The 22,688-nt window shown below is 70.9% G+C and carries 17 protein-coding genes; 8 read left to right on the top strand and 9 right to left on the bottom strand.

Annotated elements, in window-relative coordinates; genetic code table 11:
• Positions 1–66 precede the first annotated feature (66 nt).
• Genes NS2_RS25015 through NS2_RS25005 form a run of 3 tightly spaced genes read left to right on the top strand, consistent with a single transcriptional unit; the run spans position 67 to position 3,409 of the window.
• Entirely contained in the window at positions 67–1,017 is a 951-nt protein-coding gene (locus NS2_RS25015) for a universal stress protein (protein WP_033088432.1), read from the top strand.
• Positions 1,014–2,510 (top strand): bifunctional aminoglycoside phosphotransferase/ATP-binding protein, encoded by a 1,497-nt coding sequence (locus tag NS2_RS25010; protein WP_231992905.1) that lies wholly within the window; start codon positions 1,014–1,016, stop codon positions 2,508–2,510. The genes NS2_RS25015 and NS2_RS25010 overlap by 4 nt, the downstream gene beginning before the upstream one ends.
• Positions 2,417–3,409 (top strand): carotenoid oxygenase family protein, encoded by a 993-nt coding sequence (locus tag NS2_RS25005; protein WP_306455741.1) that lies wholly within the window; start codon positions 2,417–2,419, stop codon positions 3,407–3,409. Before NS2_RS25010 ends, NS2_RS25005 begins: the two co-directional genes overlap by 94 nt.
• Here NS2_RS25005 and NS2_RS25000 read toward each other — a convergent pair whose 3' ends face one another.
• Complete coding sequence (locus NS2_RS25000; protein WP_033088433.1) at positions 3,410–3,871, bottom strand: pyridoxamine 5'-phosphate oxidase family protein; 462 nt, start codon at positions 3,869–3,871, stop codon at positions 3,410–3,412.
• A gap of 267 nt (positions 3,872–4,138) precedes the next feature.
• Between NS2_RS25000 and NS2_RS37820 the strand changes: the two genes are divergently transcribed.
• The 3 genes from NS2_RS37820 (at position 4,139) to NS2_RS24985 (ending at position 5,871) form a co-directional block, all read left to right on the top strand.
• Entirely contained in the window at positions 4,139–5,017 is an 879-nt protein-coding gene (locus NS2_RS37820) for a DUF302 domain-containing protein (protein WP_261772311.1), read from the top strand.
• Positions 5,018–5,096: 79 nt separating this feature from the next.
• Positions 5,097–5,642 (top strand): flavodoxin domain-containing protein, encoded by a 546-nt coding sequence (locus NS2_RS24990; RefSeq protein WP_033088448.1) that lies wholly within the window; start codon positions 5,097–5,099, stop codon positions 5,640–5,642.
• Positions 5,643–5,673: 31 nt separating this feature from the next.
• On the top strand, positions 5,674–5,871 hold the full coding sequence (locus NS2_RS24985) for a hypothetical protein (RefSeq protein ID WP_033088434.1): 198 nt from the start codon (positions 5,674–5,676) through the stop codon (positions 5,869–5,871).
• Between the two features lie 30 nt (positions 5,872–5,901).
• Here NS2_RS24985 and NS2_RS24980 read toward each other — a convergent pair whose 3' ends face one another.
• The gene (locus NS2_RS24980; RefSeq protein WP_033088449.1) at positions 5,902–7,236 is read right to left on the bottom strand and encodes a wax ester/triacylglycerol synthase family O-acyltransferase; all 1,335 of its coding nucleotides are present in this window, start codon (positions 7,234–7,236) and stop codon (positions 5,902–5,904) included.
• Positions 7,237–7,450: 214 nt separating this feature from the next.
• Here NS2_RS24980 and NS2_RS24975 point away from each other — a divergent pair, with 214 nt between their 5' ends.
• Complete coding sequence (locus NS2_RS24975) at positions 7,451–9,166, top strand: sensor histidine kinase (RefSeq protein WP_096490594.1); 1,716 nt, start codon at positions 7,451–7,453, stop codon at positions 9,164–9,166.
• A 37-nt stretch (positions 9,167–9,203) separates the two neighbouring features.
• Here the strand turns inward: NS2_RS24975 and NS2_RS24970 are convergent, their stop codons facing one another.
• From NS2_RS24970 to hsaA, 6 genes are all read right to left on the bottom strand, one after another.
• Positions 9,204–10,091 (bottom strand): universal stress protein, encoded by an 888-nt coding sequence (locus tag NS2_RS24970; protein ID WP_096490861.1) that lies wholly within the window; start codon positions 10,089–10,091, stop codon positions 9,204–9,206.
• Between the two features lie 67 nt (positions 10,092–10,158).
• The gene (locus NS2_RS24965) at positions 10,159–10,764 is read right to left on the bottom strand and encodes an Rv1733c family protein (protein WP_143161306.1); all 606 of its coding nucleotides are present in this window, start codon (positions 10,762–10,764) and stop codon (positions 10,159–10,161) included.
• Between the two features lie 5 nt (positions 10,765–10,769).
• Positions 10,770–11,750: an Acg family FMN-binding oxidoreductase gene (locus tag NS2_RS24960; protein ID WP_033088436.1), complete on the bottom strand. Its 981-nt coding sequence runs from the start codon at positions 11,748–11,750 to the stop codon at positions 10,770–10,772.
• The gene (locus NS2_RS24955) at positions 11,747–12,664 is read right to left on the bottom strand and encodes a universal stress protein (RefSeq protein ID WP_045438034.1); all 918 of its coding nucleotides are present in this window, start codon (positions 12,662–12,664) and stop codon (positions 11,747–11,749) included. Before NS2_RS24955 ends, NS2_RS24960 begins: the two co-directional genes overlap by 4 nt.
• A gap of 155 nt (positions 12,665–12,819) precedes the next feature.
• Positions 12,820–13,587, bottom strand: coding sequence for a sigma 54 modulation/S30EA ribosomal C-terminal domain-containing protein (locus NS2_RS24950; protein WP_045438036.1), 768 nt, complete (start codon positions 13,585–13,587; stop codon positions 12,820–12,822).
• Between the two features lie 157 nt (positions 13,588–13,744).
• Complete coding sequence (hsaA, locus tag NS2_RS24945) at positions 13,745–14,908, bottom strand: 3-hydroxy-9,10-secoandrosta-1,3,5(10)-triene-9,17-dione monooxygenase oxygenase subunit (protein ID WP_036551133.1); 1,164 nt, start codon at positions 14,906–14,908, stop codon at positions 13,745–13,747.
• 195 nt (positions 14,909–15,103) lie between these two features.
• Here hsaA and NS2_RS24940 point away from each other — a divergent pair, with 195 nt between their 5' ends.
• The gene (locus NS2_RS24940) at positions 15,104–16,300 is read left to right on the top strand and encodes a 3-ketosteroid-9-alpha-monooxygenase, oxygenase component (protein ID WP_036551136.1); all 1,197 of its coding nucleotides are present in this window, start codon (positions 15,104–15,106) and stop codon (positions 16,298–16,300) included.
• 16 nt (positions 16,301–16,316) lie between these two features.
• Here the strand turns inward: NS2_RS24940 and NS2_RS24935 are convergent, their stop codons facing one another.
• A complete protein-coding gene (locus tag NS2_RS24935; RefSeq protein ID WP_147207297.1) occupies positions 16,317–22,451 on the bottom strand; it encodes a non-ribosomal peptide synthetase in 6,135 nt (2,044 codons plus the stop codon).
• Positions 22,452–22,688 lie beyond the last annotated feature (237 nt).

Below are 22,688 nucleotides of genomic sequence, written 5' to 3'. Positions count from 1 at the left end.
CAAAGACCCTACGGACAGTGCGCGCCGCCCCTACCTCGCGACTCGCCCGCCGGGGACGCTGAACCCATGGACCCCAATGGATCTCGCCGAGCGGTAGCCTCTGCCGCCCCGGTCGTCGTCGGCATCGACGGGTCGCGCGCGGCCGCACGGGCCGCCGAATGGGCTGCCGCCGAGGCACTCTCCCGCGATCTGCCGCTGCGCCTGGTGCAGGTCGTGCCCGACCTCGACAAGCCCGCCTTCCGACCGGGCGGCGTGAAATACCGTGCCGCGTCCGAGACCCTGGCGCGCACCCGCCGCTCGATCACCGAGGCCCTGCCCCGCACCGGGGCCGCGCCACAGCCCGGGGGACCGCAACAGCCCGAGGAACCGCGCCGGCTCGAGATCGACGTCGCGGTGCTGCGCGGCCGCCCCGACCAGCTGCTGCTCGAGCTGTCGGAGTCCGCGGAGCTCATGGTGCTGGGCCGGCCCGATACCGGTTTCCTGTCCCAGATGGTGCTCGGCGACACCGCCCTCGCGGTGACCCGGGACGCGCACTGCCCGATCGCACTGGTGCCGCCCACACGCGTCGAGCACGGCGCCGTGCTCGCCGTGGCCGACACCGCCGGACCCGCCCGCGCCGCGCTGGCGACGGCCGCCCGGGCCGCCCGCACCCGCGGCGGCGAGGTGACCGTGGCTCGCGTCTGGCACGGGCGCAGCTGGCAGGAGCACCCGGACTGGACGCCGGAGAGCGCGGTCGTGTCCGACGCCGAGCTGGTGCACTGCGTGCGCCAGTTCCCCGATGTGGTGATCCGGCCGATCACCCTGGTCGGCGATCCGCTCACCGCCGTCGAAACCCTCACCGCCGCCGCCCGGCTCGTCGTGGTCGCGCACGAGAGCACCTTCGCACACCCCGACCGGCTGGGCCGGATCACCCAGGAGCTGGTGCGTTACGCGCCGTGCCCGGTACTCGTGGTCCCCGACCGTCCGCCCGCGGCCGAGCAGGCCGACGCGGACCGCACGCGGCAGGTGGCGCAGTGACCATCGACACCACCCCGGCCGCGCGAAATACACTCGCGCACAACCCGTTCGCGAAGGTGTACGAGACGCACACCGGCGTGGTGCTGCTGCTGGGCGACCGCGCGTACAAGTTGAAGAAGCCGATCGTCACCGACTTCCTCGATTTCGGCAGCGCGGCGGCACGCGAACATGCCTGCGCCCGTGAGCTGGAGCTCAATCGACGACTCGCCCCGGACGTGTACCTGGGCCTGGCCCAGCTGTCGGATCCGACCGGCGGCCCGGACGAACCGGTCCTGGTGATGCGGCGCATGCCCGCCGATCGCAGACTCTCGGACCTGCTCGCCGCCGGGCGGCTCAGCCACGGCGAGCTGGCCACGCTGGCAACGACTCTCGCCGAATTCCACCGCACGGCCGCGCGCGGCCCGGCCATCGACCACGAGGGCGGCACCGAGGCGCTGCGCAAGCGCTGGCGGATCCTGCTCGACAGTCTCGCCGCGCAACCGCCCGGCGCCATCGAACCGGAGCGCCTCGCCCACGCCGACCGCCTGGCCATGCGCTTCCTCGACGGCCGCGACACCCTCTTCGAATCACGAATCCGCCTGGGCCACATCGTGGACGGCCACGGCGATCTGCTCGCCGAGGACATCTTCGCCCTCGACGACGGCTTCCGGATCCTGGACTGCCTCGACTTCGACGGCACCCTGCGCTACGTGGACGTGCTCGACGATGCCGCCTTCCTGGCCATGGACCTGGAATTCCGCGGCCACCCCGAGCTCGCCGCGTTCTTCCTCGACTCCTACCTGCACGCCGCCGTGGACAGCGCCCCGGATGCGTTGCGCCACCACTACATCGCCTACCGCGCACTGGTGCGCGCCAAGACCGACCGGCTGCGCGCCGCCCAGGGCGATCCGGACGCGGCCGCGAGCGCCCGCCGCCACCTCGACCTGGCCATCCGCCACCTGGAACGCGGCGCGGTCACCATGGTGCTCGTCGGCGGCCTGCCCGGATCCGGAAAGTCCACCGTGGCCAGGGAATTGGCGGCGCACACCGGCGCCCGTGTGATCTCCAGCGACGCCGTCCGCGCCCAGCTGCGGGCCTGCGGAGCCGTCACCGGCGCGAGCGGCCGCTTCGGCGAGGGCGCCTACCGCCCCGAGGCCCGCGCCCGCGTCTACGCCGAACTGCTCGACCGCGCCCGCGCCGACCTGGCCCTGGGCCGCTCGGTCATCCTGGACGCGGGCTGGCCGGACGCCGAAACCCGCGCCCGCGCAGCGGAAATCGCCGACCTGGCGCACGCCGACCTGATTCCTTTGCACTGTGCCTGCCCATCCGCGCTGGCGGCCTCCCGCATCCTCGGCCGCCCGCACGGCGATTCCGAGGCCACCCCGGCCATCGCCGACGCCCTGGCCGCCACGGTCACCGACTGGCCGGATGCCGTGCAACTCGACACCGCCGGTCCGGTCGAGGCCACCGTCGCCGCGGCGCTGCGAATCTGGAACGGGCACCGGCACTCCTGACCGCCCCACCGATCAGCCGCGCCCCTGCCCGAACCTACCGGCTCGACCGGTCGGGGCGAGTGCACCGGCTCGCCACGATCCCCATGCTGGACCTGCCCTGGAACCACGACTTCGCCCTCACCCAGCGCTACCTGGTGTTCGTGCTCGACCCGATCCTGCCCAATATCCCCAAGCTGGCCCTGGCCGCCGCCTCGTTCATCGAGTCACTGGATTTCAAGGCCGATAAGGGCACCCGCTTCCTGCTGGTACCCAGGAACCGCGGCCGCCCCCGGGTGGTCGAGCACGAGGCGCTGCTGCACGTGCACGTCACCAACGCCTACGACGACGGCGATGACGTCGTGGTCGAGCTGGTGCGCCTGGACACCGCGTGGACCGATTTCCGCCGCATGACCGGCACGGTCAACCTCGACGGCCCGCAGACCCCGCAGTTCCCCGACTCGCGGCTGATGCAGTACCGGATCACCGGGGGCGGCACCGTCGTCGAACGCGAGCTCAGCGACCGTTCCGGCGAATTCCCGCAGTACGACTGGCGGCGCGGCACCCGGGAACACCGCTTCAGCTATCTGGCCGGAGCGGGCGGCCCGGCCGGGCTGTTCGACTCGATAGTCAAGGTCGATCACGCCACCGGTGCGGTCACCGGCTGCGAGCTGGGCGCGAGCTCGGTCGGCGAACCCCTGTTCGTCCCCCGCTCCCCCGACGCCCCCGAGGACGACGGCTGGCTGCTCACCCTCAACCACGACCTCACCGAAGACCGTTCCCAGCTGGTGGTTCTCGACGCCCGCGACCTGGAGCGCGGCCCGCTGGCCACCGCCTGGCTGGACCACCACATCCCCTGGGGCTTCCACGGCACGTTCACCCGCCGCGTCGCCGCGCCCGGCGCGCCGATCCCCGACCTCTGATCAGCTCGCCTCGGCGCGGTCCTCCGAACGCCCGATGCCCTTGTCCACCAGGCGGATACCGGTAACCAAGGTGGGCTCGATCGCGACCACCGTGTCCATCTGGCCGTCGACCCAGGGGCGCAGCAGTTGCTTGTAGCGGGCCACCCGCTCGGGATCGGTCACCGTGCGCGCGATGCCGGTGACCACCACCGACCAGCCCAGATGAGTGACGGGGTCGATCTCGTCGGCCTCGTAGGCGACGACCACGTGGGAGTCCGCGCGCACCGTCGAGGTGAGGCGGGAGGTCAGCCTGGTTCGGACCACGATGATTTCGCCGTCGTCGACATAGTGGTTGACCGGCCGCACCGCGGGCAGCGCCTCCCGGGTGAAGATCACCCGCCCGAACGACGCGCTCGCCAGCAGACGTAGCGCTTCGGCGCGCGACAGATCGACCACGCCGCACACACCGTCAGACAAGCGCATCCCTCAACAGTCCCTTCTCGGTGAATCCCCTGCGACTCCATGGCAGCATCGAACCCACCGTTCGGACAGGGCCGAAGGTCCCCGAACCGACCGCCGTCCGGACATTCGACCGCTGGGCATCTGTCCGACCGCCCGGTCGGGCGGCGCAACCGCCGATGTCCCGGCGGGGGCCCTGCGCTAGTACCCCCGCCACCATGACCTTCTCCTCTGTGTAGTGCGCGGCGGGCATCGCAGGCTTGGTAGCAGGACCATCCGAAGGAGGCAATGATGCAGTACCGAGTGGGTTTGTGTGAAACACCGCCGCAGACGGTGCTCCGGATTCCGCTCGAGATTCGCCCGGATCGCTTGGCCGAGGGCGTGATCGGCGGCATGCAACGGATCGCCGAAGTGGCCCAGCGGGCCGGGCTGGTCGCCTCCGGCGCCCCCACCATCACCTTCCATCGCGAATTGCCCACGGCCGAAACCATTACCGTGGATTTCGGGCTGCCGATCGAGGCCGCCCCGTCCCTGGGCCCGAGTTCCGGCGCGGAGCTGGTGGTCCAGGAACCGGCCCTGGTGGCCCGCACCTGCCACCGCGGCGGCTACGGCACCATGGACGCCGCCTACCGGGCGCTGCGCGAGTGGGTGCGCCAGGTCGGCTGCCGCCCGATCGGCCCGCCCACCGAGGCCTATCTCATCGGCCCCGACGAGGTCAGTGATCCGCGTCAGCTGATCACCGAGATCCGCCTCCCCGTCGCCCCCGCCCCCGCCATCTCGGTGCACTTGGACACCACCTTCGCCGCGGCCGCCGAGGCCACCCGGGAGGTGCTGCGGCAACAGGGTTTCACCATTCTCGCCGAGCTCGACATGCAGTCGATCCTGCGCGAGAAGGCGGGCGAGCACATCGAGGACTACCTCATCATCGAGGCCTGCCACCCGCGGCTGGCCGCGGCGGCGCTGACCGCCGACCGTCAGGCCGGGCTGCTGCTGCCCTGCCCGATCGTCGTGCGCGCCGAGGATACCGACGTGCTGATCGAGGCGGCGGACCCGGAACTGCAGGCCCGCCTCATCGCCGAGCCCGAACTCGTCCCGGTGGCCGCCGAGGCGCGCCGGTTGCTGGCCGCCGCGCTCGAATCGCTGCGCCCCCACGCGACCGCCGCCGGTTGATCATGTGGTGACCATGGACCTCGCCGGTCGGGCACGACGCCTCTCCGAGTCGGCTCCCGATCAGCGCAGGCTGGTGGTCATGACATCACACCCCGCACCCCGCATCTCCATCGTCTACGCGACCGCCCAGGGTTCCACCCGGGAGATCGCCGAGTACCTGGGCGAGAACCTCACCGCCCGGGGCGCGACCGTCGAGGTCGCCGACGCCGAGCACGCCCCGGAGCTGTCCCGCTTCGACGCCGTGGTGATCGGCAGCGCCGTGCACAATATGGCCCTGCTACCCGACGCGGCCACCTACATCGCCTCCCACCACGACGAACTGGCCGCCCGCAAGGTGTGGCTGTTCAGCGTCGGCGTGGGCCCCGCCCTGTACGGCCCGGTCGGCCGCCTGACCCCCAAGCGCATTGCCGCCCTGCGCGATTCGATCGATACCGTCGACTACCGGGCCTTCGCGGGCCACTACGAGCGGGCGGGCGTCTCACTCGGGGCGCGCGCCCTGTTCCGGGTGCTGGGCGGCACCCGCTACGGCGATCTGCGCGACTGGACCGCCATCGCGTCCTGGGCGGATTCGATCGCGCTCACCCTGGGCCTGCCCCGCCCCGCCAGCGTTCCCACCCATCCCTGACCGCCTTCGTTCCCCGGAAGGGAACTCGGACATGACGATTCGTCACGCCCCGCTGTTCATCCTGGCCGTCCCACTACTCCTGGCCGGTGTAGCCCTCTCGGGCGCACCCGCCATCGCCCTGCTGGTCACGCTGCTGCTGACCGCCGTACCGATCCTGCTGCTCCTGATGCTCCCCGACGACCTGCCCGCACCGATGCGGCTCGGCCACCGATTCCGCTCGCGCCCTTGACTTTCCGTACGGCGTGCCGCCGCGCCCCGGTCAGCGGGCGCGGGCGGCGGCCAGCAAGACCCGGATCTCGGCGTCGATGCCCTCGGCGATCGCGCCGATATCCGGCATGGTGTCGTAGTCGCCGGTGATGCCGAAGGTCAGCCGGTCGCCATAGCTGAGAATGGCGACGCCGCTGCGCAATCGCACGGCGATGGGCAGCACCGGCAGCAGTTCCAGCACCCGCCGCCCGCCCATGGTCAGTTCGCGGCGCGGGCCGGGCACATTGGTGGCCACCGCGCTGACGCTGTGCTGCGGCAGCCGCGCCAGCGTCCGCACGGCCCAGGCCAGGGGTGCGAACGGCATCCACTCGGTCAACGTCAGCAGCGTGCCCTCCGCGCCCGCCTCCCCGCGCGCCTTGTGCCGGTTCATGCGATCGTGCACCGCGGCCAGCCGCTGCACCGGATCCGCCACGTGGACCGGCAGATACGGCAGCAGCGCCGAGACCCGGTTGTCGAGCACCCGCATCGCCTCCGCCGAGCGTGTCGACACCGGCACCAGGATGCGCAACATGTCGCGGGTCGGCTCCTCCTCACGCCCCAGCAGCAGCGCCCGGTAGGAACCGGCCAGCACGGCCAGCACCACATCGTTCACGGTGGCCCCGAAAGCCTTACCGATCTCCCGGATCTCCGGCAGCGAGGCGCGCGCCACCACGTAGCGCCGCTGCTGCCCGATCGACCCGTTGAGCGAGGAATCGGCCGTGGGACGCAGCATCGCCATCGTCACCGGGATCAGGCCGCGCACGGTGTGCACCACCGCGCGCGGCACATCGACCGGCAGCCGCACCGCCTGATCGATCAGGCCGCGCAATCCCGGTCCGTCCGGCGGTGGCTGCGCCGCTGCGGGTTCGGGCTCCTCCGAACCCTGATCGCACAGCCCCGAGAGCAGATTCACTCCCGAAACCCCGTCCGCCACACTGTGATGCGCCTTGATCAGTACCGCCCACCGATCACCGGCCAGCCGCTCCACGACCACGCACTGCCACAGCGGATGGTCGCGATCCAGCCGCGCGGCCAGCTCGGTGGCGATGAACTCGAACAGCGCCGCGTCGTCGGCGGGTTCGGGCAGCGCCACCCAGCGGATGTGATGGGCCAGATCGAAGGCCGGGTCCGGTTCCCACACCGGCGTGGACAGATCCAGCGGCGCGCGCCGCATGCGCTCGCGCAGCCGCGTGTTCCCGCGCACCCCGGCGCCCACCAGTTCGGCGAATTCGGCGCGGGTGGGCGGAGTCCCGGAGAGCACGGCCACCGCGCCGATGCCCATGCTGAGGTGCGGATCGGAGTCCTCGAGTTCGACGAACCCCGCGTCCAGCGGTCGTAATTCGGTCATGGCCGGTACCTGCATTCGATGCGGGGATGATCCCTCCAGCGTGACCCGGTGCGGGCCGGGTCCGCGAGATTCGAACGGCACTACCGCCGATGACCGTCGTCACCCGTACGCCTGGCTGTCACGCGCCCGATCCCGATTCGACCACGTGTCCGAATACACTGGGGGTCTACGAGACCTCGTGGGGTTCCAGACACAGAGAAGTACAGGAAACTCGATGACCGTGCCTTCCGGCGATTCGTACTCTGTACGCAGTACCTTGTCGCAGCTGCGGTTGCGCGAACTGCTCACCGAGGTGAAGGATCGCGTAGATCAAATCATCGACGCTCGAGACCGCATGGACGGACTGGTCGAGGCCATGCTCGCGGTCACCGCGGGACTGGATCTGGACCAGACCCTGAGCACCATCGTGCGCACCGCCATCAGCCTGGTCGAGGCCCGCTACGGCGCGCTGGGCGTGCGCGGGGTCGACGCGCATCTGACCCAGTTCATCCACGAGGGCATCGACGACGAAACCGCCGCCCGCATCGGCGATCTGCCCGAGGGCCGCGGCGTGCTCGGACTGCTGTTCACGCAGCCGCAGCCGATTCGGCTCGACGATCTCGCCGATCACCCCGACTCGGTCGGATTCCCCGCCAATCACCCGCCCATGCACACCTTCCTGGGTGTGCCCGTGCGCTTGCGCGACGACATCTACGGCAACCTGTATCTGACCGAGAAGAAGAACGGCCTGCCGTTCACCGAGGACGACGAGGTGATCGTCCAGGCGCTGGCCGCCGCTGCCGGTATCGCCATCGACAATGCGCGCCTGTACGAGTCGGCGCGCGCCCGGCAGGCGTGGATCGAGGCGACCCGCGATATCGCCACCGGCTTCCTGGCCGGCGCCAATCCGGACGAGGCGCTGGCCCAAGTGGTCGATCACGTGCGCGCACTCACCGAATCCGAACGCGCGTTCCTGACGATCTGCGACGATCCGGACTGCCCGCCGGAGGAGGTGCCCGAACTGCGCATCGCCTGCTGGTCGGGTCCCGGGGACACGCCGATCAGCCCGTCCGCGCGAGCCGAGGGCACCGCGATCGGCCGGGTGTTCACCACGGGCCGGCCGTTGCGTTTCGATCATTCCGCCGATATCGATCTGGGCAAGCCGATCTCCAATCCCGGTCCGGTCCTGGTGCTTCCGCTGCGCGCCCAGAGCTCCACCTTCGGCGTGCTGGTGATGGTGCGGCCGATCACCGCGCCGGCGTTCTCCGACGAGATCCTGGAATTGGCCTCGGCCTTCACCGATCAGGTGGCGCTGGCCATCCAGCTGGCCGAGGCGCAGCACCGCATGCGCGAGCTGGACGTGCTCACCGACCGCGACCGCATCGCCCGCGACCTGCACGACCACGTCATCCAGCGGCTGTTCGCGGCCGGACTCAGCCTGCAGGGCACCATTTCCCGCACCCGCGCCCCCGAGGTCCGCCAGCGACTCGCCGACGTGGTCAACGATCTGCAGGACGTGGTGCAGGAGATCCGGACCTCGATCTTCGATCTGCACGGCGGCAATGCGTCGAGCACCCGGCTGCGCCAGCGCATCGAGCAGGTCATCGCCCAGCACACCGGTGACACCGAAATGCGGACCTCCCTGCGCATCTCGGGACCGCTGTCGGTGGTCGCGCCGGTGCTCGCCGACCACGCCGAGGCGGTGGTGCGCGAGGCGGTCAGCAATGCCATGCGGCATTCGGGCGCGCAGACGCTGACGGTGGCCATCGATGTGGCCGACGATCTCACCGTGATCGTGTCCGACGACGGCCGCGGCATTCCGGACGACATCACCCCCAGCGGGCTCACCAATCTGGCGCGCCGCGCCGAGGAAGTGGGCGGCGAATTCGCCATCCTCCGCAATGCCGACGACCGCGGCACCCGGCTGCGCTGGTCGGCCCCGCTGGGCTGACCGATCGCGGTCGGCCCGCGGGGATCCGATCCCTCGGTCAGCGCGGACCGCGCACCACCAGAACCGGGCACTCCACGCTGTTCAGCAGGGCGGTGCTGGTGGAGCCCAGCAGCATTCCGGTGAATCCGCCGCGGCCATGGCTGCCGACCACCAGCAGCTGCGCGTTCTCGGATTCCTCGAGCAGGGCCCGAACCGGGCGGTCCATCACCAGGATTCGCTTGACCGGGACGTCGGGGTAGTGCTCGGTGATCTTGGCCAGCTGCTCGCCGAGCAGCTGGTCCTCGCGCCGGCGAACGTCGTCCCAGCCCAGCACGGGCAGGTAGAACCCGGTGGCATCGGTCCAGGCGTGCAGCGCGGTCACGCCGACCTTGCGCAGCGAGGCCTCCCGGAGGGCGAATTCGAGCGCGGGCACGCTGTTGTCGGTGCCGTCGACACCGACCAGCACCGGCTTCTCCGCCGACACCGGATCGGCGGCGCTGGCGTGGATCACCGCGACCGGGCAGTGCGCGTGCTGGGCCACCGCGCTGCTCACCGAGCCGAGCAGGCCGCGACGCAGCGCGCCCAGCCCCCGTGCGCCCACCACTAGGGCCCGCGCGCGCCGCGAGGCCGAGATCAGGTGATCGATGATCGGTTCGGCGGTCACCTCGGAGGAGATCTCGAGGGTCTCGGTGGGCACCGCGACGCGGGCCACTCGCAGCGCCTCCTCCACCACGCGCTCGCCATCGCGGGTCAGATACTCGAGATCGGCGTCGGACAGAATGGCCGCGGGCCCGAAACCCACCGGCATATAGATGGAATTGACGATCCGCAGCGGCACGCCGTGCAGCGCCGCGTCGGCCGCGGCCCATGCCGCGGCCTGATAGGACACCGCGGACCCGTCCACGGCCACCACGATCGGCAGCGGGGCGGAATCGCTCCCGGTCATCATCATCACCTCGAAACTCGTTGTCTCACTTGGGTTCTATGCCCGGATCGGGCGTTACGCGTCCGGCTCAGGTGCCGATCGGCCGGGCGACGGTGCGCCACTCGGCTTCCCAGCGCGCACCGTGCAGCCGAGCCAGCAGGGCGTCCAGACCCGACAGGGCGAACAGTGCCAGGGCCAAGGTCAGCCCCAGCACCAGCAGCCCGGTGCCGATCCCCTCGTAGGCCGCGGCCTCGGGGCCGGGCGGCGGGTCGGTGCGCTTGCCGTCGGCGCCGATCCACAGGGGAACGGCGGCACCGGCTTTCACCGGTTCGTCGAGGGTGAGCACCACGGTCGATTCCGTGCCGTCGCGCACCCAACGCACCGGCACCTGGTACCGGGCGGCACGGTAGGGCCCCGGTGCCACGGTCTGCACGGCATCGGCCTGTGCGGTGGCGCTGATGTGCACCTTCGCGGCGCGTTCGGCACCGATGCGCGTGGTCGCACCGCCGTAGGCGATGGTCCCGGCCGCTCCCGCGATCGGGATCATGAGCAGCGCCACGACGACCACGAGCAGGCGCAGCACCGACTCCCAGCGATCGGAGGTCCGCATGAGCGGGTTCGAGCTCCAGGGCCGCAGCCGCCACAGCCGCAGCGTGAGCGGGGTTTTCGCGGCCATGACGCTTTTCCCGGCCACGACACTCAACCTCGATCCGCAGGTTCCAGCGGCCGCACCACCGCGTCCAGCGGCAGCCGCGGCGTAGCCGGGATCGGATCGGCGCTGCTCGCGGCCCAGCCCATCCGGATCACCAGTTGCGGGTGCCCGAAGCCGCCCAGCAGTTCGGTGCGGATCCGCTCGCGCACCGCCGGCAGTTCCACCGGTTCGGTGAGCAGGCAGCTGGCCAGGCCGCGGACGGTGGCGGCCAGCATGATCGCGCTGGCGGCCTCACCGGCGCGCAGCCAGGCCAGCAGGTCGTTGTCACTGGTGCACAGCAGCAGCATTCGAGCCGATTCGGTATCGGTCAGCACCGCCTCGGCCAGCCGCGGGTCGGCGAAGGGCCGCACCGTCGGGTCCCCCGTGGCGGCGACCGCGTTGCGGGCCGGGACGCCCTCGGGGTCGGCGTGATGCCCACTCCAGGCCGCCAATTCGGCCAGGTACGCCGGATCGGCGGCGTGGGCCTCGGCCGCCTGCTGGAACGCGCGCATCAGCCGCGAGCGATCGCCCGGGGAATCGACGGTGTGCACGCGCACCCCCGGCATGTCGCCCGCCTCGATCAGATGCGCCAGCTGGCCGTCGGGAATCTCCCAGGAGGTGAACCGCCGCCGATCGCTGCGCCGCTGGGAGATGGCCCGCGCCAGGCGAACCGACTCCTCGTCGGGGGCGGCGCGATGGAACTCGACCGACGCCAGATGCATCGGATCGGCCGGATTGGGCAGCCGGTGCACCTCGGTGTCCCAGCCCAGCGACCGCATGGCCACGCGCAGATGATGCAGTGCCGCACCGCAGCTCAGCAGCAGCTCGCGGCTGTCGGGATCGGCGTGCGGCAGGCGGCGGCTGCAATCGGCGTACAGCTGGACGCTGCGATCACCGATCCGCCACGACCAGGGCTGAGTATTGTGCACCGACGGTGCACGCACCGCCAATGCCAGTGCCGCACGGATGGTTTCGTGATCGGGGGTCATCGGATTTCCTTCTCCTCGGAACGGACCACCAGGACCGGGCAGGTCGCGGCGTGCAGCATGGCGATACTGACCGACCCGAGCACCAGCCCGGCGAAACCGCCGCGCCCGCGACTGCCGACGACCAGCAGTTGCGCGTCCTCGGTGTGCTCGAGCAGGGCGTGCACGGGGGTGTCGCAGGTGACCACGCGCTCGACGGCGACCTCGGGGAACCGCTCGCCGAAACCGGCCAGCGATTCCGCCAGCACGCGATCCTCGCTGCGCCGGATGGTCTCCCAGCCGACGACCTCGAGGTCGAAACCGCTGCTCTCGCGCCAGGCGTGCACCGCCAGCAGCGGGGCCTTGCGCCGCGACGCCTCCTCGAACGCCGTCTCGACGGCGGGCATGCTGTTCTCGGTGCCGTCGACGCCGACCACCACCGGCCTGCCCGAGGCCCCCACCCCGGCTTCGGTGCTGTCGTGCACCACCGTGACCGGGCAGTGCGCCCGGCGCGCCAGTCCCGCGCTCACCGAGCCCAGCAGCGCCCGGCGCATGGTGCCGCGGCCGCGATTGCCGACCACGATCATCCGGGCCGTGGCCGACATCTCGACCAGCGTGGTCAGGGCGGGGGCGTCGATCGCCTCGGTGGTGATCGAGACGTCCGCGCCCGCGGTCACGTCGCGGGCGACGCGGATCGCCTCGGCCAGAATGTCTTCGGCCGCCCACCGGAATTCCTCGCGCTCGGCCTCGGTCACCGGCGCGTACTTCTCCCGCCGCGGCTCCACGCCGTAGGCGACGACGATGTGCAATGGCCACCGCCGCAATTCGGCCTCGGCCGCCGCCCAGGCCACCGCCCGGTAGGCCATCTGCGAGCCGTCGACGGCGGCGATGATCGGGGCCGGCCACGTTTCCGGATCGCGGGCGCTGGTGTCCGCCATGGGTTTTCCTCCCTGTGCCGATGTTGTATCGAGCATCGCCGTCCGCGCGGTCGCGCCCCAGAGACCTAGGTCCCCGGCCCGCCGGGCCCTCGGCCCCGACGTTTCCGGGCTTCCGGCAGGTCGGGGGCGGATTTGGTCCCGCCGGTCCGCCACATTCAGCTCGCGACGGGCTCGATCAGCCCCACACCGGAGTCGTAGCGCCGGTACATCAGGCGCCCGCGCCCGGTCGCGGCATCGGAATAGAACAGGAACGGCAGGCCGAACTCGCACAGCCGGTCCGCGGCGCGGCGCTCGGTCAGGACCGGGGCCGGACGGGGATTGGTGATGAGCGGGCCGTGCGGCTCGGTGGCCGCGGCACCGCGCGGCGGGGACCCGCAGCGCTGCCGGAACAGCCGCACTCCCGTGGGCAGGGCCCGGTAGACGATGGCATCACAACCGGTGTCGGCGTCGGTGAACAGGTGGACGTCGTAGTCCATCGCGTCCATCGCCATCGCCGCCGAGATCGGTTCGACGCGTGCGAGCGCCACCTGCTTGCGCCGGGCGACGACGCCCGGTCCGGGCCAATCCAGCGGCGGGCGAGTCGGATCGGGCCACGGGCGGGGCGACCAGCTCCGCCCGGCACCGCGCAGCTGGCGTTCCAGTCGCACGATGACCGGCAGCGCGTCACCGCGCCCGTGCATGAGGGTCTGGACCCGCAGCGGGGTGGCACCGGATTCCAGATTCACCTGGATCAGGATCGACCCGTCCACGCACGGGCCACCGGTCATGCGGATGCGCGCGGATCGCTCGATCCGGAACCGGGTCAGCAGGCGGCCGACCGCGCCCGCCATCCGTTCGGCCTCGAGCATCGGGACCTGGCCGTTGGCGCGCACCACAATTCCCGGATACGTCTCCGGCGACCATGCCTCACACGCGCGCAACAACGGCCCTCCCTTGCCTGCAGGTTTCTCGGTACCGCGAACGCACCTCTCCGAGAGGAGAGCATGCTCGGCGGCGCGAGATCGCGAGAAGGGTCCAAAGTCACCGAACTGCAGACTTATGAAATTGCACCGTTCGGTAAGCAACAAAGGCAATGACCGCTCAGACCATGGTGTCGCCCAGCGGCAATCCGAAGACGTGGGAGCCGTACATGACGTAAGCCCGCTCGGCGTCGTTGGCCGCGTGCACCCGGCCCGCGTGGGCGTCGCGCCAGAAGCGTTGCAGCGCGGTGCCATCGACCAGGGCGCCGGCCCCGGCCGCCTCGAACAGTCTATCGAGCGAGGCGGTGGCGCGCGCGGTGGAACGGACCTGGTCGCGGCGCGCGGTGGCGCGCAGGGTCAGCGGAACGTCCAGGCCCGCCACCAGACACGCGTACTCCGCGGCCACATTGCCCGAGAGCTGACGCCAGGCCGCGTCGATATCGCTGGCGGCCTCCGCGATCCGGATCTTGCCGAACGGGTCGTCGGTGGCCCGCTCACCGGCATACGCGGCCCGCACCCGGGCGCCCTGATGTTCGAGGTGGGCGGCCAGCGCGCCGTAGGCCATGCCGACGATCGGGGTCGAGATGGTGGTGGGATGGATCGTCCCCCAGGGCATCCGGTACACGGGGTCGGTATTGACCCGCAGGCCCGGCGATTTCAGTTCACCCATGGTGCGGAAGCTCAGGAAGCGGTGTTCGGGCACGAAGATCTCGTCCACCACCACCGTGTTGGATCCGGTGCCGCGCAGGCCGACCACATGCCAGACATCGTCGATGCGGTAGTCGGTGCGCGGGATCAGGAACGAACCGAAATCGACCGGCTTCCCCTCGCGCAGCACCGGTCCGCCGACCACCACCCAGTCCGCGTGATCGCAGCCCGACGACCAGGCCCACGCACCGCTGACCCGATAGCCGCCCGCGACCTCGACGCCGGATCCCATCGGCGCGTAGGACGACGCCACCCGCGCGTTCGGATCCGCGCCCCAGACGTCCTGCTGCGCACGCTGATCGAAGAGGCCGAGGTGCCAGTTGTGGATGCCGAGGATGCCGGCCACCCAGCCGGTCGCGCCGCAGGCGCTCGCGAGCGTGCGCACGGTGTCGTAGCAGACCACCGGATCGCAGGCGCGCCCGCCCCATTGGCGCGGTTGCAGCAGGGTGAAGAAGCCGCTCTCCTGGAGGTCCTTGATCGACGCGTCGGGAATGCGGCGCAGGTCCTCGGTCTCCTGCGCGCGCTCGCGCAGGCTCGGCAGCAGGGCGGCGCCACGCTCGGTGATGTCGTGGGTCATGATCGGCGGCACTCCTGGGGTCGGTCGGCGGCCCGAGCCGCCAAACTGCAACGTGTTCCAGTCACGATCCGGCTCGCGCGCACAGTTTGCCGACGGGCGAAGTTCCCAACCCTTAGGGACTTTCGACCATTGCCGCACCGCACCCGGCGCCACGAACCTGAATCTGTTCTGAAACACGTTCACAAGGAGGAAGCGGTGGCGACCCAGCAAGTCCGGGGCAGGAACGTCCGCGAGATCGACGTGGGCACGCCCCCGGCCCGCTACGCCCGCGGCTGGCACTGCCTGGGCCTGGCAGCTGACTTCCGCGACGGAAAACCGCACTCGGTCAACGCCTTCGGCACCAAGCTCGTGGTGTGGGCCGACCGCGCGGGCGAACTCCGGGTGCTCGACGCTTACTGCCGTCATCTCGGCGGCGACCTGGCCATGGGCGAGGTCAAGGGTGACGAGATCGCCTGCCCGTTCCACGACTGGCGCTGGGGCGGCGACGGCAAGTGCAAGGACATCCCCTATGCCCGCCGGGTGCCGCCGCTGGCCCGCACCCGCTCCTGGATCACCTTGGAGCGCAACGGTCAGCTGTTCGTCTGGCACGACCACGAGGGAAACCCGCCCCCGCCCGAGGTGAGCATCCCCCACATCGCCGGGCCGTTCACCGACGCCGCCGGCACGCCCACCGGCGTCCACTCCGACGCCTGGACCCCGTGGACCTGGACCTCCCTGCTCATCGAGGGCTCCAACTGCCGCGAGATCATCGACAATATCGTCGACATGGCGCACTTCTTCTACATCCACTACGCCTTCCCGACCTACTTCAAGACGGTCTTCGAAGGCCATGTCGCCACTCAGTTCCTCGAGACCAAGGGCCGACCCGATATCGGCATGGCCACCAAATACGCCGGTGACACCCTGCTGAAGTCCGAGGCCAGCTATTACGGTCCCGCGTACATGATCAATCCGCTGCTGAACATCTACGGCGGGTACGAGGTTCGCAGCGTCCTGATCAACTGCCACTACCCGGTCACCCAGGATTCCTTCGTCCTGCAATACGGGATCACCCTGGAAAAGCCCCAGGGCATCCCCGACGATCTGGCGAATCGCCTGGCCGCCAAGATGACCGCGGGCATCGGCGAGGGCTTCCTCCAGGACGTCGAGATCTGGAAGCACAAATCCAAGATCGAGAACCCGCTGCTGTGCGACGAGGACGGCCCCATCTACCAGCTCCGCCGCTGGTACGACCAGTTCTACGTCGACACCGCCGATATCGACCCGAAGTCGCGCCACCGCTTCGAATTCGAGGTCGACACCACCAAGGCCAACCAGGTCTGGGAGCGCGAGGTGGCCGAAAACCTGCGCCTGCGAACCGAATCCGGCGGTGACGCCCGACTGCTCCGGTAGTCACCGCCGTCGGCGGTCAGGCGAACTGCGCGCCGGTGCTGGGGATCGAGGCGTCGCGGGCGCCCGGGCACGGGAGGAACCCGATGTCGGTGAAGTAGTCGAGATAGCGGTCGAGCACGTCCCCGTCCAGCGTGGGGCACCGCTGTCCGGTTTCTCCCTCGGCGACCGCACCGAAGCCGGTGAAGTTGATGCTCAGGGCGGCGGCCCGGGCGAGGGTGTGGTCTCCGGCGGCGGCCGCCTGTTCGGCCGCCGCCGCGAGGGCCGCGCCGAAGCCTTCCGGATCGACCGGCCGCAGCCGGTGTCCCCGGCCGATGAGCCGGTCGATCAGATCCCGCAGCGACACCCGGTACGGCCCGGATTCGACCGCCGCGCCACCGGAGTGCCGCAGCGGGCCGGTGATGGCGGCGGCCACGTGATTCACCGGGTGCACCTCGATCGCGACGTCGCCGAGCTCCGGTGCCATGCCGAGAATCACCATGGCGCGCACCATGGTCCACACGGCGTCGTCGGTGCTTCCGGCTCCGGTGCGGGTGTCGCCCGCGATCAGGCCGGGCCGGTGGATGACCGCCGGGATCCCGCGATCGGGCGCGGCGGCGACGAGCTGCTCGGCCACCCATTTGCTCAGCACATAGCCCGGCACGCCGCTCGGCGGCTCGCCCGCGGTGGCCGCCGCCAGCGAGGCCGTCGAGACGTAGTGGACCGGCTTGACCCGGGTGGTGGCGGCCAGGCGCAGCACCTCGGCGGTACCGCCGACGTTCGCATCGCGCATGCGCGCATAGGGTTCGAGGTGATTGACCAGCGCGCCGTTGTGGCAGACGACCTCGATGCGTTCCGCGAGCTCGGCGAAATGTTCTGCGCTCAAACCCAATTGCGGCTGCGCGAGATCACCGGCGACGGCGACGATCCGGTCGGCGTGCGCGCCGAGGTCGAGCCGATAGCGTTGCGCGGCGGTCCGGATCCGTTCCCGCGCCGCGGCATCGGATCCGGCGCGCACCAGGCAGTAGATCGTGGCCGAGGTGTGCTCGAGCAGTTCCCGCAGCAGGAAAACGCCCAGGAAGCCGGTCGCGCCGGTCAGCAGCACAGTCTGCGGTGCCCCGCTCCGGGCCGGGATACAACCGCTCGCGGTGATGGCGGCATCGAGGACGGCGTCGGCGCGCGGGTCCGGACCGGTCGTGGCCGCGGCGGGCTCGTCGCGCAGGGCCGCCGCGAGATCACCGACTCCGGGGTGGGCGAACAGCAGGCGCAAAGGCACCGGCAGCTCCAGCTTTTCGGCGAGCGCGGCGCGCACGCGGATGGTGGTCAGGGAGGTGCCGCCGAGCGCGAAGAAGTCGTCGTCGCGTCCCACCCGGTCGATGCCGAGGATCTCGGAGAACACCGCCGCCACGCCATATTCGTCGACGGTGACCGGCGGCCGGAACTCGCGCGCGGGCAGCACCGGCTCCGGGAGGGCGGCGCGGTCGAGCTTTCCCGTTGCGCCCAAAGGGAGTTCGTCGAGCAGGACCACCTGCGCCGGAACCATGTAGCCGGGCAGCCGATCCCGGGCCGTGGCCAGTACGGCCTCGACGTCGGGTCGATCCTCGCCCGCGGCGGTCACATACCCGATCAGCTGTTCGCGGCGGAGGACCACGGTCGCCCGGTCCACGGCGGGATGTGCGCGCAGTGCGGCTTCGACCTCACCTGGCTCGATCCGCAATCCGTGCAGCGACAGCTGGAAATCGGTGCGGCCCAGGAACTCCAGCGCACCGTCGGCGCGCATGACGACCAGGTCGCCGGTCCGGTACATGCGGGTGCCCGCCGGGCCGTCCGGGTCGGCGACGAGGCGGTGCGCGGTCTGCCCACCGGTGGCCTCGTATCCGCGCGCCAGCTGCGAGCCGGTCAGATACAGTTCGCCCGGGATGCCGGTGGGCACCGGGTGCAGTCGCGAATCCAGCACGCGGACACCGGTGTTGGGCACCGGACGCCCGATCGGCACCCGGTTGCCGTCGGCGGGCGCACAGCGGTGGAAGGTCGAGGTGACGGTGGCTTCGGTGGGCCCGTAGGTGTTGTCGACGACGGCCGGGTGCCGCTCCCGGACCTGCGCCACCAGTCCCGGCGGCAGTTCCTCGCCGCCGACGGACAGGTACCGGACTCCCCCGGGCAGTTCGGCATTCGGGTCGGCGAGCAGCACGGCCAGCATGGAGGGCACGAACTCCAGCATCGCCACGTCGTGGCGGCGCGCGGTCGCCAGCAGGTAGTCCGGTTCCAGATGGCCGCCGGGGCGTGCCACCACCAGCCGCGCGCCGATCCGCAAGGGCAGGAACAATTCCCAGACCGAGGCGTCGAAGGTGACCGGCGTCTTGTGCAGGAACGCGTCGGCGGGCCGCAGGTCGTATTGCCCTCGCATCCCGGCCATCTGGTTCACCACGGCGGCCTGGGTGACCACCACGCCCTTGGGGCGGCCGGTGGACCCGGAGGTGAACAGCACGTAGGCGGCGTTCGACAACCGCAGGGGCGCACGGCGCTCCGCGTCGGTGACCGGATCGGTCGGGTGCGCCGACAGATCCAGCCATTCCAGGGACACCTCCGGCACCGCCGCGGTGTCGATCCTGGTGCCCGCGGTCAGCACGCACACCGGCCGGACCGTATCGAGGATGTGCCTGATGCGCTCGGCCGGGTGGTCGGGGTCGATGGGCACGTACGCGCCGCCGGCGGTCAGCACGGCGTAGATCGCCGCGAGCATCTCCGGCGACCGCGGGATGGCCACCGCCACCCGGGTCTCGGGCCCGACGCCGTAGGAGATCAGCTCTCGCGCGAGCCTGTTCACCCACGCCGCGAATTCGGCGTAGGTGTAGCTCCGATCGTCGGACACCACGGCGACGGCATCGGATGTGCGGGCCGCCCAGGCGTGGAAGGGGTCGAGCAGCGTGCCCGGCGACACCGGCTGCCGCGCACCGGATCCCGCCACGGTCAGCGCGGCGCGTTCGGCCGCCGTCAGCAGTGGCAGGTCCCCCACCGGCAGGTCCGGGTCGGCCACGGCCGCGGCCAGCACCCGGTTCAGCTGCCGTGCCAGCGCCGCCATGCGCGTCTGGTCGAAAAGATCGGTGGCGTAGCGCCAGCAGCAGTGCAGCCCGCCGCCGGGCTGCTCGACGACGGTCAGCTCCAGATCGAATTCCGCGATATCGCACTCCGATTCGACACCGGCGATGGTGAGATCGGGTAGCGCCAGTGCCTGTTCGCCGAGGTTCTGGAAGATCAGCAGCACCTGGACCAGCGGCTGATACGCCTCGGTGCGGGGCGGATCCAGGGCCTCCACCAGGCATTCGAAGGGCACGTCGGCGTGGTCGAAGGCGGCCAGGTCGGTCTCGCGGACGCGGTCGAGCAGCCGCGCGAACGGCTCGGCCGCGTCGATTCCGGTGCGCAGCACCAGGGTATTGACGAACATGCCGATCAGGTCGTCCAGCTCGCGCGCGCCACGCCCGGCCAGCGGGGTGCCGATCGCGATGTCGTCGGTGCGCGCCAGCCTGGCCAGGACGACGGCGAGGGCGGCGTGCACCACCATGAACAGCGATGCGCCGCGATCGCGCGCGAGTCGCTCGAGCCCGGCGCGCAGCTCGCCGTCGATCTCGAATCCGTAAGCGGCCCCGGCCGTTGCGAGCACCGCGGGGCGGGGACGGTCGGTCGGCAGGTCGAGCAGCGGGGGCAGTCCGGCCAGAGTGTCGCGCCAATACCGGAGCTGGCGGGACAGCAGGGAATCCGGATCGTCGCCGGAACCGAGCAGTTCCCGCTGCCAGATCGCGTAGTCGGCGTACTGCACCGGCAGCGGTGTCCACGCCGGCGGGTGCCCCTGCGTCCGGGCGAGGTAGGCTACGGTCAGGTCGCGGGTCAGCGGATCCAGCGAAAAGCCTTCCGCCGCAATGTGATGCACCACGACGGCGAGTACGAATTCACGGTCGGCGACCTGGAACAGTCCGGCCCGCAACGCCACTTCCCGCGTGACATCGAAGCCACGCGATGCCAGTGCGGCCAGCTCGCCCGGCAGCTCCGATGCGTCGACCGGGCGGGGCGTCAGATCCAGCGGGACCCGCTCGGCCGCCAGCACGAGCTGGTAACCGACCCCGTCGATCTCCGGATACACGGTCCGCAGCACCTCGTGCCGCTCGACCACATCGCGCACGGCCGCCGCCAGCGCCGCCACGTCGAGCGCGCCCGACAACCGCAGCGCGATGGGGATGTGGTGGGCCGCCGATTCCGGATCCAGCCTGGCCAGGAACCACATTCGCTGCTGAGCCAGCGAGAGCGGAGACCGGTCACCGCGCGCCTGCGGTACCGGGGGCGCGCATTCGGCCCGCGCGCCGGACCGCACGGCAGCACCGGATCGCACCGAGAGCACTGCCGCGAGGGCGGCGACGGTCGGATGGTCGAACACCGTCTCGACCGAGATCTTGATTCCGAAGGCCGCGCTCAGCCGTCCCAGCAGCCGCATGGCCAGCAGCGAATTGCCGCCCAGTTCGAAGAAGTCATCCGTGGCCCCCACCCGTTGGATCCCCAGCAGCCGCTCGAACTCCTCCGCGATCAGGACCTCGGCCGCGCCCGCCGGTGCGCGATACTCGCGCCCGCCCAGCACCGGCTCGGGTAGTCGTTCGCGGTCCAGCTTGCCCGCCGGGGTGAGCGGAACCTCGTCGATGACCACGATCGCGGCGGGGACGGCGTGCCTGGGCAGCGTCGCCCGGGCCCGCTCCCGCAGGGCGACCGCGTCCGGCTCCGCACCCGTGCGCGGCAGCACGTATGAGACCAAGGCTGTTTCGCCGTTGGCCAGCGAGCGCGCGGTCGTGATCGCCAGTGCCACCGAATCATCGGCCGCCAGCGCGGCGTCGATCTCGCCGAGTTCCACCCGGAAGCCGCGGACCTTGACCTGGGAATCGCTGCGGCCCAGGTATTCCAGCTCGCGACCGCCGGGCTTGCCGGTGACCCACCGGACCACGTCACCGGTGCGGTACATGCGCTCGCCGATACCGCCCGGGTAGGCGACGAACCGGTCGGCGGTCAGGGCCGGGCGGTCGTGATAGCCGCGGGCGAGTCCGGCGGCCGCGATATAGAGCTCACCGGCCGCGCCGTCGGGGACCAGTCGCAACCGCGCGTCCAGCACCAGGGCCGTCACGCCCGGGATCGGCGCTCCGACCGTGACGGTATCGGCGGCGGTGAGCGGATCGCTCATGGTGACCGCGACGGTGCTCTCGGTCGGACCGTAGAGATTGAAGAACGCGCGATCTTGCGACCAGCGCGCGACCAGCTCGGGCGGGCTGGCCTCACCGCCCACCAGCAGCACCCGCAGTTCGGGCAGCCGGGACGGGTCGATACCGGCCAGCACCGCGGGAGTGAGGAAGGCGTGGGTCACCCGCTGCGCGCGCAGCAATTCCGTCAGCTCGTCGCCGCCGTAGATATCGGCGGGCGCGATCACCATGGTCGCGCCCACTCCGCGGGCGAGCAGCAATTCCAGTACCGCGGCATCGAAGCTCGGCGAGACGAAATGCAGTGTCCGCGCGTCGCGGGTCACGTCGAAACGGCGGGAGATCTCGGCGCAGAGTCCGGCTATACCGGCGTGAGCGACCGTGACGCCCTTGGGTTTTCCCGTCGATCCGGAGGTGTAGATGACGTAGGCCGCATTGTCGCCGTGCAACAGGCGGACCCGTTCGATGTAGGAAACCGGCCGATCGGAGACATTCGCCAGGGCCGCGGCGCACTCGGGTGAATCGATATCCAGCCGATCCTTATTCCATTCGGAATGCCACCCGGTGCGCGAAATGGCCAGCGCGGCATTCGAGTCGGCCAGCATATACCGGACCCGCTCGGCGGGGTAATTCGGATCGACCGGCACGTACACGGCGCCGGACTTCGCCACCGCCCACACCGCCACCATGGCATCGATCGAGCGCGGCAGCGCGACCACCACGCGATCCTCGGGCCCGAGCCCGCGCCCGATCAGCACCCGCGCCAGTCGTGAAGACCGCCGGTAGAGTTCGGCGTAGGTCAGCGCCTCCCCCGCGTACCACAGGGCGATCCCGTCGGGATTCGCCTCCACGGCGGCCGAAAGCAGTTGTGGCAGGGTCCGAATGCGCGTCCCCCGACCGCGCGCCCGCCGGGAGTGACGGGTGGCGGGCGCCGATGCGGTCATTCCCCGCACCTACCGACCGGCTCTTCCCCCCGCACTGGACCGACATACCGCAAAACGAAACCTGTCTTCATCGAGAGCGAATGTACCGCGCCTGGATGAACCCGATCCGCGGTGACCGACGCACCACAATATCGGTCGAATGCGTCGCCACACACCGGATCCAGGTCCGCGGACCCGGATCACAGCCGATACCCTGTCGATCCGGGTACAACGGCCGCGCCCGCTGGAGTCAAAGGC

Origin of the sequence: Nocardia seriolae NBRC 15557 (assembly GCF_007990715.1) — a bacterium.
GTDB classification, from domain to species: Bacteria; Actinomycetota; Actinomycetes; order Mycobacteriales; family Mycobacteriaceae; genus Nocardia; species Nocardia seriolae.
Note: the sequence above shows the minus strand (reverse complement) of the source record. Positions and strands in the feature narration are given on the sequence as shown.